The organism is Streptomyces sp. NPDC088097 (assembly GCF_044741845.1).
In the GTDB taxonomy this organism is placed as follows: Bacteria; Actinomycetota; Actinomycetes; order Streptomycetales; family Streptomycetaceae; genus Streptomyces.
The window spans coordinates 315,281-328,100 of record NZ_JBIUTJ010000004.1; the positions used below are offsets into that span (position 1 = coordinate 315,281).

Sequence of the window (12,820 nt, forward strand, 5' to 3'; positions counted from 1 at the left end):
GGCGAAGGGGCTCCGTGGCGCGGACGCCGACGCTCACCTCGGGGAAGCAGGTTGACGGGGGCTCAGGTGGATGTGAGGGATTGCCGTCCCTCTCGTGAAGAACTGCTTAACGGATCGGTGGCGAGACGGCCGCCGGAGGGCAGGTGCTAGGCCGTAACGGCATGTCAACCCGCTGTTGTGGGGGCCTGGTTGGGGGTACGGGGCACCATGGGGCGCGTCCGGAAGGTGAAAATCCGGTGATAGCATCCCCGCATCTGTGATCTTGCTCCATTTGACGCAGATGTCGACTTGCGATCGGCGGCGTGCTCACCGCGTAACAGCAGGTGAGCCGGTGTCGATCAGCTGTGTTGCGGGGCCTCGCGGGGTGTATCTGCAGCCGTCCGCATGCCATGCGCCGGGAAAGGTTTCCATGAATCGAGACGCACTTGTGTGGTGCTTGGTTGCGGTGGCGGCGATAGCCGTTGTCGCGGTCGTGGCACTCGTCGCCCGCAACAGAGCGCTGGGGGCGAAGAAGGAGCACACCGAGGCCGAGTTGAGGCACCAGCTGCTCACGACGGACAGTCACCTGCACGCGTCGCGGGTCGAGCTGCAGAGGTTCCACAACGAGCAGGACGCCACGCTCCGCGAAGCCAAGGAAGCGGCGGAGGAGAACACCAAGGCCGTGCTCAAGGGCGCCGCCAGTCTCCTGCAGAGCCTCGCGGCCGAGCAGACGACGCTTCTGGACGGCATCCAGCGCAAGTACGGCGGACACGCCGTCCTCAGCGACCTGCTGGACGTCAACCACGCCAACGCTCAGATGGCGCGCAAGGCCCAGGGCATCGCCGTCATGTGCGGTGCGCCGCTCGGCCGTCGCAACAGGGCCGCCAGCGTCTACGACGTCGTGCGCAGTGCCCAGGGCCAGATCCGCAACTTCCACCGGGTCGCGATCATGCAGCAGACCGGTCTCGCCCTGAAGGCGTCGGCGGTCGCGCCCGTCGCCCTCGCCGTGGCGGAGCTGCTCGACAACGCCGCCAGCTTCTCGCAGCAGGACGCACCGATCGAGGTGACGTTCCAGCGCGTCCAGAACAACCTGTGCATCGTCATCGACGACGCCGGCGTCAGCATGAACGACGAGGATCGCCAGCGGGCGACGGCGCTGCTCTCCGGAGAACTCGCGCCCCGTCTCTCACAGCTCGGGACCCAGCCCAAGTTCGGCTTCCCGGTCGTCGGCCTGATCGCGCGGCAGCACGGCTTCAGGGTGGACGTCACCGGAGTCTCCCGATACGGCGGCGTCAGGGCCGTCGTCCTCTTGCCCGAGGAGCTGTGGACCATGGAGGAGATACCGCCCGCCCAGGAGGCTCCGGTCAGCAACATCCGGCGCGCCCCGGAGAGCCGGCCCGAAAGCCGGCCCCAGAGCGCGCCGTCGCGCACGATGCACGGTCTGCCCAAGCGCGGCTCACGCCAGGCACCCATCGCGAGCGTCCCCGATCCCGACGCCGCCCCGCCGGCGCCGCGGACCCCGGGTGAGACGGGCCGCGCCTCCGGGCGCAGCCTCGGGGCCTTCCAGCGCGGCACGCTCTCCGGCCGCGACCTTGACGCCACCTCGTTCGAAGGGCCCGAAGAGGCATGACCGCAGACCTGTCGTGGATGCTCGAGGACATCGTGCACAACGTGCCCCGTGCACGGCACGCCGTCCTGCTGTCCGCGGACGGCCTTCCTCGCGGCGCGACGGAGGGCCTGGCCGAGAAGGACGTACGCACCATCTCCGCCGCCATGGCCGGGATGCAGTCGCTCAGCCGGGCGACGGCCCACTTCGCCGGGCCCGAGGCGGACCGGCAGTGGAACCAGACCATCATCGAGTTCTCGCACGGCTGGAGCTTCCTGATCGGGGCGGGGCAGGGTTCCTACCTGGCCGCCGCGGCAGCGCCCGACGTGGACATGCAGCAGATCTCCTTCCGCATGCACCGCCTCGTCGCCCGACTGGGCAACAACCTCACCTCACCGCCGAGGGTGAGCTCCGAGGACGCCGGAAGCGCGCGGGGAGGCGGCCCCGGGCAGCAGGTCTCCGGTGACGCGGGCTTCGTGCTCGGCGAGCTGGACCGGGTGATGTCCGAGGTCAAGGGCGCCCGCCACGCGGTGCTGCTGGGATCGGACGGACTTCCGCGCGGGGCGACCAAGGGGATGAGCCGCGACCTCGCGGACACGATCTCCGCGGCCATGACGGGCATCCACGCCTACAGCCGGGTGACCTCCCAGTTCGCGGGGGCCGTCGAGGACGCGGAATGGCGTCAGACGGTCATCGAGTTCCAGCACGGTTGGATCTTCCTGATGGCGGCCGGCCCCGATGCCTTCCTGGCCGCCGCCGCCGAACACGACTGCGACATAGAGCAGTTCACCACGCGGCTGCACGAGGTGGTTCCCAGACTGACCTCAGCGGCGACACCGGGGAAGGGGACAGGCCATGCCTGACGGGCCCGAACAGGACGATGAGCTGGAACTGACGTCTCCGTTAGTCCCCCTCTTCGTGATCACGAACGGACGAGCACTGCCCCCGGACCACGAGTACGAGCACACGACGCTCGTGACGGCGGCGGCGGAGAACGGACCGGTCACGGCGCGCACGCTGTCCCCGGAAGCGGGGCAGGTCATGGACCTGGTCGCGAACGGCTTCCTGTCCGTGGCCGAGGTGGCGGGGCACACGCACCTGCCGCTGGGCATCGTCCGCATCCTGCTGGCGCAGTTGGAGGAGGACCGTCTCATCCTCGCGAGAACACCGATACCGCGCGCCGAACGTGTCGACAGAGAACTGGTCAGCGCCGTCCTCGAGGGCCTGAAGAATCGATTCGGAGCATAACCCGTGTACCTGGATCCAGATGTCTCCCACGCGGTGAAGATCCTCATAGTGGGGCACTTCGGGGTCGGCAAGACCACCTGCATCGGCAGTCTCTCCGAGATCGAGCCCCTGCGGACCGAGGAGGAGATCACCGAGGCCAGCGTCGGCTTCGATGACCTGTCGGGCACCCCCGACAAGAAGACCACCACCGTCGCCATGGACTTCGGTCGGCTGACCCTGAGCGACACCCTGGTGCTCTACCTCTTCGGAACGCCCGGCCAGGAGCGGTTCAAGGAGATGTGGGAGGAGCTCTCCCGGGGCGCGCTGGGCGCTCTGGTCCTCGTCGACCCGGAGCGGTTGCACGAGTCCTTCCCCGTCCTGGACCTCGTCGAACGCTTCGGGCTGACGTACGCCATCGCCGTGAACCACTTCGCGGGCACCACGCACTACCCGCTGGACGAGGTGCGCGAGGCCCTGAACCTCACCGCCGACACCCCTGTCGTGGAATGCGACGTACGGGACGAGAACTCCTCGGCGCAGGCCCTCATCACCCTCGTGCAACACCTCATGTCACAACTCGGCTAGGAGCGCAGGAATGCAACAGCCACTTGATCCGCAGGAGATACCCCCCGGCTGCCCCGCGCACGGGAACATCCAGATGTACGGCCCCTCGTTCGGAGCCGACCCCGACAGCCACTACGCACAGCTGCGTGGGTACGGTCTCAGCGCGCCCGTGGACATCGCCCCCGACGTCCAGGCCGAGCTGGTCACGAGCTACGACGCCGCTCTGTACGTCCTGCAGAACCCCGCGTCCTTCGTGCGCGACTCCCGCCGCTGGAACGCCCTCAACGAAGGGCGCGTTCCGGCCGACAGCCCGGCGCTGCCCATGATGGGCTACCGCCCCAACGCGCTCTTCAGTGACGGCGCGGCCCACGCGCGCCTGCGGCGGGCCGTCACCGACAGCCTGGCCACGGTCAACGAGCACCAACTGATCAGGCAGACACAGCAGTCCGCCAACTACCTGATCAGTCAGTTCAGTACGGACATCCGCGGCCAGGCGGAGCTGATGGCCCAGTACGCCCAACCGCTGCCCCTGCTGGTCTTCAGCGACCTGTTCGGCTGCCCGCCCGAGATCGGCGACCGCGTGATCGCCGGGATCAGCGGCATCTTCGAGGGGACGCCCGGGGCGGACGAGGTCCTCGGCGGGGCGCTCACCGAACTGATCGCCCTCAAGCGGCGCCGTCCGGGCTCGGACCTGACGACGCGCCTGATGGAGCACTCGGCCCAGCTGAGCGACGAGGAGGTGCTGCACCAGCTGGTCACCCTGCTCTCCGGCGGCACCGCGCCGCTGGCCGCGGCCATCGGCACCAGCAGCGCGCTGTACCTCGATGAGGACTGGCAGGTCGGCCTCCCGGTCGAGGACGCGGTCTCCCAGACCCTGTGGAACTACGCGCCGATCTCCAACTACGCGGCCCACTATCCGACTCACGACGTCGAGCTCGGCGGCCGGGTCGTTCGGGCCAACGACCCGGTCCTGATCTCGTTCGCCGCGGCCAACACCGATCCGAAGCTGGCCGAGCACCGCGAACAGCTGAGCGCCAAGGCCCACTTGGCATTCGGCGCGGGACCGCACGCGTGCCCCGCCAAGGACCCGGCCTTCATGATCGCCGTGACGGCCGTCGAGACACTGCTCAACCAGCTCCTCGACGTCGAGATGCGCGTCCCGTTCAAGTCGCTTACCTGGGCGCCCAGTCCGTGGAGCCGCTCGCTGGTCACCCTCCCGATCCGCTTCACGCCGAAGGCCGTTCCCCAGGCGGCCGAACCGGCCGGGACGAATGCGGGACGGACGCCCCAGCAGCAGGCGACCGCCTCCTCGCCGATGAACTCCGGCCCCTCGCGCACGAACACCGGCGCCGCGCCGCAGCCCAAGGGCGGCTTGTTCAGCCGCTTCCTGGCATGGACCAAGGGCGAGTGAGACGAGTGTGATTCTAGTAACCTTCTGAGTACTCAGTGGTAGTGGATGCTCTAACGATCATGTGGGTATGCATGGCGGCTGGTTCTCAGAAAGGAGCCGCCATCATGGGCGTTGCCTCTACTTCGACGTACGACCGCCGGGCGTCCGCCTCCCTCTTCTCCCGTCTGCGGACGGCCAGAGGGCAGGCCGACCCCTTCCCGATATACGCCGAACTCCTCGCGCGCGGCGAGGTGGTGCCCGCCCCCTGGGGCGGTTCCGTCGTGACGGGCTTCGCCGCCTGCGATCAGGTGCTGCGCAGCCGTCAGTGGCTGGAGCCCGATCGGGAATGGCGTGAGCGCCAGGGCCCCGGGACACGTTGGAACGCGCCCTCCTCGCGCGAGATGAGCCACACGCTCGCCGCGCTCAACCCACCGGACCACACCAGGGTGCGGCGGGCGGCGGGCACGTTCGACCGGGCCGCCATGGAGCGCATCGGCCATAATGTGAGCCGGGCCGCGGATCAACTCCTCGACGCCTTCACGGAGCGAATACGCACCGGCGAGGCGGACTTCCAGGAACTCGTCTGCGAGGAACTGCCGGTGGCCACCATCGGTGAATGGCTCGGGCTGCCGCAGGCCGACTGGACCAGGCTCCGGCAGTTGACGCACGACCAGGTCTTCACCCAGGAGCTGCTGCCCTCGGCCAGCCAACTGGCCCTCTCCGACGCGGCGACGGCCGAACTCCGCACCTACTTCATGGCCCTGGTGCGTGATCGGCGCTCCCACCCCGGCGAGGATCCCGTCACCCAGTGGATCCGGACGTGGGACGCGATCGAGCCCGACCGCGACAAGGCCGACGAGGCCGTCTACTTCCTGGTGTTGTTCGTACTGCTGGCCGCTCTCGAAACCACCGCGACCCTGCTCTCGACGATGACGCTCCGGCTCGTCGAGAGCCCGGAACGCTGGGACATGATCGCCGACAATCCGGACCTCGTCCCCGGATTCGTGGAGGAGACCCTCCGCTACGACCCGCCCACCCACGTGATCAGCAGGATCGCCTCGCAGGACTCCGTGCTGGGTGGCATCGAGATCCGCCGCGACGAGATGGTCCACCTGCTGGTCGGAGCGGCGCACCGGGACCCGGCCCGACACAGCGATCCGGACCGGTTCGACCCCCAGCGCACGCCCGGCCACCTCGCGTTCAGCGGCGGCATCCACTACTGCCTCGGCGCGCCGCTGGCCCGCCTCGAAGCCCAGACCCTCCTGCGCCAACTGATCCGGCGCAGCCCCCGCCTCACCCTCGTACGCCCTCCGTCGATGGCGCCCCGTGTGGCGTTCCGGCGCCTGCTGAACCTGGACGTAGCACTCGCATGACCGAATCGACCCCCGCACACGCCTGGACCACTCCCAAGGCGATACGTGTCGAGCAGGACGGACCCGTGCTGCACGTCGGCCTCAACCCGTGGGGTCAGGAGGACACGTTGGACGCCGCGGTCCTCGACGACCTCGTCAACCTGCTCGACGACCTCCACGAGAGACCCGACGTCCGGATCCTGACGCTGTCGTCACTGGGTACGGACTTCTGCCTGGGTGCCGACCGCAACGAGTACCAGGAGGCGCTGGTCGCCGATCCGACCGGTGTGGCCCTGCGGCGCATCGCCGACAAGGCACACCGGCTGTGCCAGGCCCTGGAGAACACGCACGCGGTCACCATCGCCCGGCTGCACGGGCGGGTCATCGGTGCGGGCCTCGCCCTCGCCTCCTTCTGCGACCTGCGCGCCGGCGCGGACACCAGCCGCTTCCGCATGCCGGAGGTCGGCATAGGGCTGCCGCCGGCGTGGGGCGGTGCGATGGGACGCCTGGTCTCCGAGGCCGGCGCCTCCAGGATCCGTGAGCTGATGCTCACCTGCGACGTCTTCGACGCCCAGACGGCCCACCGCATCGGTCTGCTCCACAAGGCCGCCCCGCTCGACCAGTTGGACAAGGTGGTCGATTCCTGGATCAGGCCCCTCGTCCGACGCTCGCCCGAAGCGCTGGTCCTGACCAAACGGATGCTGGCCGGCTACGCACGGGCGGACAGGACGGCGGACGTCTCCCTGCTCGACTCCCACCTCTTGGCGGCCACGCTCCACCAACACGCACGGGGCTGATCCCCCGGTCCGACGCGGGCACCCGGCCCGCCACCAGCCGCCGAGGCTCGTGGACGGCCGGGTGCCCGCCGCGCGTGGCGGGCGCGCTGTCGACGGTGGTCGAGCGCCGTTCTCGTGCCGTGCGGCCGTTCGGGGTGTCCGGGGGGCCGGGTCAGGTGGTGGGCTGTGGTGTCGGGAGTTTCCGGACGCGGGACAGGGCGCGGATCGCGGGAACACAGAGCATCGCGGCGATGCACACCACGCCCACCACCGACGAGAACAGCAGGACGCGGTCGGCGCCGTAGGTTTCGGCCGCGGGGCCGGCCAGGGCGCGGCCGAGCGGGATGACCATGATGGAGCCGGCCACGTCGTAGGCCGAGACGCGGCTCAGGACGGCCAGGGGGATGTGGGACTGCACGCTGGTCGCCCACATGACGCCCCAGAACGCGAACCCGCAGCCGGCCAGGATCCCGGTGAGGACGGTCACCGCGAAGGACCAACCGAGCGCCGGCGCGAGGGGGTTGAGCGAGAAGAAGAACATCGCGCAGGCCCCCGCGACGAGTGGGCGGCGCGGCCTGACCCGCATGCCGAGCAGGCCGCCGATGATCGTGCCGGCGCCGTCGGCCGAGGCGATCCAACCGTATCCGCCGGCCCCGTGCTGTTCGGTGAGCAGAGCGGCGCCCAGCGGGAGGGCCGGGCCGAACACGAAGAGCCCGTACACCGCCCATATGGAGATGACCCCCCACAGCCAGGAGCGGGAGCGGAACTCGTGCCAGCCGGTCGTCAGCCGGTGCCACATCGGGTCGTCGCTCTCGTCCCGGGCGGTGCCGAGCTTGCGCAGCGGGGCCAGGCCGAGCGCGCTCAGCGCGTACGCCGCCGCGATGACCACGAACGATCCGGCCACGTCCCAGTAGGCGACGAGGAGGCCGGCGACGCCGGGACCGAGCAGGGTGCAGATGGCCTCGGAGATCCGCAGGAGCGCGTTGGCCCGCTGGATGTCCTCGGCGACCTGGGGCACCAGGCTCGCCAGGCCCGGCTGGAACATGGCGGTCGCGGCGCCGCTGAGGGCCAACAGGGCCATGATGTGCCAGAGCCGTACGTCCGTGGTGATCAGCAGCACCGCGAGCGCGAGCATGGCGACCATGCGCACCACGTCGGCGCCGACCATCATCACCTGTGGGGTGAACCGGTCGGCGAGGACTCCGCCGAACAGCACGAGGACGACGATCGGCGCCATCCACGCGGCGAGCGCGTAGCCGACACCGGACGCCCCGTAGCCCGCCCCGAGCACGGCGGTCGTCAACGACACCATCAACATGCCGTCGCCGAGCAGCGAGGTGCTGCGGGCGGTGAAGAACAGCCGGAAGCGGCTGGAGCGCCACGGGCTGGGCGGGGAGCTTTGCTCCGGCCGCGCGGTTGCCTCGTTCGTCGTCATGTCACATCCGCCGGAGCCCGGCCGGTCCCTTCGCTGAGAATGCGCTGCCGGAGCCATGCGCTGCTCCGGTCCGCCTCCGCCGGCGGGTACTGGACGATCACGTACCGGCGCGGGGCCAGTACGCCGGGGCGGCCGGGGAGCGCGTCCATCAGTGCGGTGTGGGCCTCGCCCGGTGTGAGCGGGGTGTCGCCGGCGGCGATGTACGCCGTCAGCGCGTCCTGCGGCGGCGCGCCGTCGGGGGCGTCGGCGGTGACGTCGGCGTCGGCGTCGGCGTCGGCGGTGACGTGTACGGGCAGGCCCGCCAGGGCCTCGCTCAGCGTCGCCGCCACGAGGGGCGGCGAGGTCCAGGAGCCGTCCACCCGGCGCCACCCCGGACCGCGGTCGACCGGGTGGACGCCCGTGACCCCGGTGAGCGAGGCGAGCGGCACGTCCCGTTCGGCGGCCGCCTCCAGGAGCCGTACCAGGCCGGTGAGGAAACCTTCCGCCTCGTCGCGCTTGAACAGTGCGGGGTCGGCCCACAGGGCGAGGTGGACCAGCGGTTCGATCGCGTAGACGAAGGTCAGGACGCGGGTCGGCAGTACCTGGTCCGGGCCCCAGGTCAGCTCCAGCTCCGGCCCGGCCGGGGTCCGGCCGCCGTCGACGGTTTCGGCGCGCGGCCCTTCCTCCACGAGGGAGGCCACGGATGCGGGGAGGGTGCTCACGTCGTTGAAGACGACGTCGCGCGCGAAGCGGCTGCCGCGCTCGAACGTGGTCTCGTCGATCATCTCCCAGAGGCTGAGGGCGTCGAACTGGCTGTGCCGGTAGGCATTGAGCGCGGCCCCCCATGCCTTCTTGAGGAGCGCGTCGAAGGTCGGGACACGGACGTCGAGGGAGAGCAGGGCGTCCTGGGAGAGGGTGTTCACCGCACGCGCGAGCCGGGGGTGGTACCGGTTGGAGGTCGGGACGGCCGTGACGCAGGCGCTCTGCCCCGTACGGTGCGCGACGAGCGCGCACCAGGCGGTCAGCAGCACGGTGGACGGCAGACCGCCGGTGCGCTCGGCCACGCGGGCCAGGGCGCGGGCGGCCCGTGTCGATCGGAGGGTGAGCCTCGGGATCGGTGCCTCCGTGCCCTCGGCGCCCGGTTCCGCGAACATCGCCTGGGGTTCGGTGCGGATGATCCGCTCCCAGTACCGCAGCGAGGCCGCGGACTTGCGCAGGCCCGCCGGGGTCGCCTCTTCGGCGGCGAGATCGAGCGGGGTGAGCGTCGCCGGTGGGGCGAGCGTCTCGCCGGCGAGCAGGGCGAGCCACTCCTCCCGCAGCACCGTGAGGGCGCCGACGTCGGTCACGGCGTGGCTGGCCGCCATCGTCACGAAGACGGGTGCGCCGTCGACCGTCACGAGTGTGGGGCGCAGGGGGAAGTCCCGGTCGAGGCGGAAGCGTTCGACGCGGGCCGCACGGGCCAGGGAGTCGGCGTATCCGGCCGGGTCGCCGGGGAGTTCCCCGTGGTCGAGGACGGTGACCGTGAACGTCCCCCCGGACGCCACGACCTGTTCGCGGGGCGCGCTGCCCGGAGCGTGCGGAAAGGTCGTACGGAGTGCCTCGTGCCGGACGACGAGGGCGCGCAGGGCCTCGATCGCCGCGTCCGTCGGGGTCCCTTCGGGCACCGGCCACACATCGTGGATGTTGATGTGCTCGGGCTCGTCCCGCAGCATGCAGCGGATCATGTTGGCCTGCCCCATGGTGACGGGGCCCCGGCGCTCCTCACCGCCCGCGTACGCGACGGTGAGGGTGTGCGTCGTACTGCGGGGCGCGCGGGCCTCGCTGGTAGCACGGGCCTCGCGGGTCGTGCGGGCCGCACGCGTCAACTCGGCCCACACGTAAGTCAGGTGGGCGAAGTCCTCCATGTCCCGGCGGGCCTCGTCGAGGAGTTGTTCGCGCCGGGAGACGAGGGCGTCCGCGACCGTGGCGTAGCGGCCGCCCAACGCCCGGTAGGAGCGGTCGAGGACGTCGAGGCGTGCGGCGTTCTCGGCGCGGTCCGCACGGGCGCCGTCCCTGACGAGGCCGGCCACAACGGGGGCCAGGAGGTGGCCGTCGGCGTCGAGCAGCGCGTCACCGGCCGCCTTCGTCGCGGCGTACACGGTGTCGAAGTGGGCACTGAAGAGCAGAAACTTGGCGAACCGGCCCTGGTAGGCCAGGAAGCCGGCGTCGGAACGGCGCTCCTTCGTGTGGAAGTTGACGATGTGCCGGTTGTGCAGGACTCCCGGCAGCCGCGCGTCGTGAACCAGGTGGGTGAGGAAGTAGTCACTGCCGATGGTGTCGGTGGCGGGTGGCAGGGGGACCCGTCCGTAGACCTCGCGGTCGAGGGCGATGTTGCACATGTCGACGCGGGTCGGGCTGACGCTGGTGAGGGTGGTGTGGTCGCCGGTGAACGCGGCCGTTCCGGCGCCCCGGAAGGACTCCGCGATCAGGTTTCGCCGCCAGATCTCCGGATAGCCCGCGGGCACCGAGAGGCCGACGACCTCCTCGTAGACGGACGGGTCGAGTCGGCGGATCTCCTCCAGGTCCACGGACATCTCACCGACGAAGGAGCCGCCGACCAGGGCCACGGGTCGGTCCGCGCAGGCCGGGTCGAGTCTGCTCCGGGTCACCAGGCCGGCCTCGGAGACTTCGGCGGCCCGACGCCCGAGGGCCGTCAGCTCGTGGTGGAGGGGGAAGACCGGCTCGCCGTCCAGGTACTGGTACCGGCTGTCCGAGTCCCGCCGGTGGACGGACGTACAGCCCAGGGTCTCCGCGATGAGGAAGGCACGGTTGGTGCAGGCTCCGTAGGAGACGCGGGACGGCAGCATCAGGTCGAGCGTCCGCTGCGGCTCGGCGACGCCGGAGCGGGCGATCACCTCGCGCAGGAGGGTCCGTTGCCCGTCCTCGTCGAGGTGGTGCACGACCACCCCGGGGACCGCGGGCAGCGCGGCCACCGCCTCCCGGTGCTCGGCGAGCACCGGGGCGTCGGAGGAATCGAGGACGAGCAGGTGCACCTCGACGTCGAAACCGCGGGCGCCGTGGGCGGCCTCCTCGGCCACGGCCCGGATGGTCGCGGCGCAGGACCGGTTGGTGGGCAGGGTCAGACAGACACGGCGCACGCCGGCTCCCCGCTGTCTTCCGGGGCGCCGGACTTGGTGCTCACGTCGCCGGGCGCCTCGATCGGCGCTTCCTTCCACGACGTGAGTCCGAGCAGGCGACTGCCGAGTTCATTGAGGGTGGCCGTGGGGTACCGCTTGGACTCGTGCAGGACGGGGTCGCCGACCAGGGTCCGGTTCCAGCGCGGGGTCCGCAGGTGCCGCCAGGACTCGACGCGGGACCGCTTGAGCCGCTCGTGCTCTTCGAGCGCGGGCATCATCGACAGGTACTGGACCGCGCGCACCTGGTCCAGGGAGACGTTGCGCGCCACCCCGTGCGCCAGCAGGCCGTTCCAGATCAGCAGGTCGCCGGGGTTCAGGTCGGGGCGTACGACGGGGTACTCCTCCCGGTCCACGTCGGGGCGCAGGGGGTCCCGGTCGGCGGGCCGGTCGACCTTCCACTCCTCGAACCGTCGGAACAGCTCCGGGCAGCACTGGAAGCCGCCCGACTCCGGCCGGGTGTGGTTGAGCGCGATGATCCCCTGGACCCGCTGCGGCGGGACGCCGAGGGTCGTGTCGATGTCCCAGTGCAGCTCGATGTCGAAGCCGCGGTCCGTGGGCTCGATCAGGGCGCGGTCACGGTTCCCGACGTTGGGCGGGTTGAGGTTGAGCCGGTCCTGGGTGACCCACAGCTCCTCGCAGTCCCAGACGTCGACGAAGGCGTCGTAGACGCGCTGGGCCTGCCGGTTGTCCCACAGGAGCTGGTGGTGGTAGGCCTCCACGAAGCCGTACACGTGCAGCTGCATGTCCAACTCGGAGCGAAGCGGCCGGTCCTCGTACCAGCTCTCCGGCCTGCTCGGGTCGAGGCCCTGGAACTCCCAGGTGAAGTCGAGCAGTCGGCCCGCTATCTCGGCCGGCACCGCTTGGCGGACGATGACGTAGCCGTACGTCTGCCAGTGCGCGAAGTCCTCCTCGGACAGCACCCGCAGCGGTCTCGACTTCTTCAACTCCCGCAGCGTGGTCTGCGCCAGGTAGGACTCGCCGTCCGCGCTGAAGTACGGCCGGTCCGAGGCCGCCCGGTGGAGGTGGGGGCGGCGGGGGTCACGGGGGGCGGGGGTCGTCATGTGGTCCCTCCAGAACGGGAGTCGGTCGGGGAGGCGGTCCGGCTCAGCGGCGGGCGCGGGCCGCGCCGGGACCGCGAGCGACCCCTCGCGGAGCACCCGTCGGGCGTCGTCGGCAGGTCGCGTGTAAGCGGGCGGGGAGCGGGAAGGGTGAGGCGGGGGGCAACGGGGACACGCGCATCTCCTCGGCCGGTGGACAGCACGGGGCGAGCCTCGGCGCGGGGGCCGACGGCACACGGCATGGACGGACGGCAAGGCCGCGGCGCGGGTCCGATGAC

General features: G+C 70.8%; 10 protein-coding genes and 1 pseudogene. 7 read left to right on the top strand and 4 right to left on the bottom strand.

Annotation, left to right across the window (positions count from 1 at the left end):
- Positions 1–409: 409 nt before the first annotated feature.
- From ACIOD1_RS15475 to ACIOD1_RS15505, 7 genes are all read left to right on the top strand, one after another.
- The gene (locus tag ACIOD1_RS15475) at positions 410–1,609 is read left to right on the top strand and encodes an ATP-binding protein (protein WP_401902657.1); all 1,200 of its coding nucleotides are present in this window, start codon (positions 410–412) and stop codon (positions 1,607–1,609) included.
- Positions 1,606–2,448 (top strand): roadblock/LC7 domain-containing protein, encoded by an 843-nt coding sequence (locus ACIOD1_RS15480; protein ID WP_401902659.1) that lies wholly within the window; start codon positions 1,606–1,608, stop codon positions 2,446–2,448. The genes ACIOD1_RS15475 and ACIOD1_RS15480 overlap by 4 nt, the downstream gene beginning before the upstream one ends.
- The gene (locus ACIOD1_RS15485) at positions 2,441–2,833 is read left to right on the top strand and encodes a DUF742 domain-containing protein (protein ID WP_365627598.1); all 393 of its coding nucleotides are present in this window, start codon (positions 2,441–2,443) and stop codon (positions 2,831–2,833) included. The genes ACIOD1_RS15480 and ACIOD1_RS15485 overlap by 8 nt, the downstream gene beginning before the upstream one ends.
- A gap of 3 nt (positions 2,834–2,836) precedes the next feature.
- Complete coding sequence (locus ACIOD1_RS15490; RefSeq protein WP_365627595.1) at positions 2,837–3,397, top strand: ATP/GTP-binding protein; 561 nt, start codon at positions 2,837–2,839, stop codon at positions 3,395–3,397.
- Positions 3,398–3,407: 10 nt separating this feature from the next.
- Complete coding sequence (locus ACIOD1_RS15495) at positions 3,408–4,787, top strand: cytochrome P450 (protein WP_401902662.1); 1,380 nt, start codon at positions 3,408–3,410, stop codon at positions 4,785–4,787.
- Between the two features lie 104 nt (positions 4,788–4,891).
- Positions 4,892–6,139, top strand: coding sequence for a cytochrome P450 (locus ACIOD1_RS15500; protein WP_365627589.1), 1,248 nt, complete (start codon positions 4,892–4,894; stop codon positions 6,137–6,139).
- Positions 6,136–6,915, top strand: coding sequence for an enoyl-CoA hydratase/isomerase family protein (locus tag ACIOD1_RS15505; protein ID WP_365627586.1), 780 nt, complete (start codon positions 6,136–6,138; stop codon positions 6,913–6,915). The genes ACIOD1_RS15500 and ACIOD1_RS15505 overlap by 4 nt, the downstream gene beginning before the upstream one ends.
- A 151-nt stretch (positions 6,916–7,066) precedes the next feature.
- Here the strand turns inward: ACIOD1_RS15505 and ACIOD1_RS15510 are convergent, their stop codons facing one another.
- The 4 genes and pseudogenes from ACIOD1_RS15510 to ACIOD1_RS15525 form a co-directional block, all read right to left on the bottom strand.
- Positions 7,067–8,329 (bottom strand): MFS transporter, encoded by a 1,263-nt coding sequence (locus ACIOD1_RS15510; RefSeq protein ID WP_401902665.1) that lies wholly within the window; start codon positions 8,327–8,329, stop codon positions 7,067–7,069.
- Complete coding sequence (locus ACIOD1_RS15515; protein WP_401903066.1) at positions 8,326–10,185, bottom strand: condensation domain-containing protein; 1,860 nt, start codon at positions 10,183–10,185, stop codon at positions 8,326–8,328. The genes ACIOD1_RS15510 and ACIOD1_RS15515 overlap by 4 nt, the downstream gene beginning before the upstream one ends.
- Positions 10,159–11,445 (bottom strand): annotated as a pseudogene (locus tag ACIOD1_RS15520) (DUF6271 family protein); the annotation flags it as partial. The gene ACIOD1_RS15515 and the pseudogene ACIOD1_RS15520, both read right to left, overlap by 27 nt.
- Entirely contained in the window at positions 11,427–12,545 is a 1,119-nt protein-coding gene (locus tag ACIOD1_RS15525) for a phytanoyl-CoA dioxygenase family protein (protein WP_401902667.1), read from the bottom strand. The pseudogene ACIOD1_RS15520 and the gene ACIOD1_RS15525, both read right to left, overlap by 19 nt.
- Positions 12,546–12,820 lie beyond the last annotated feature (275 nt).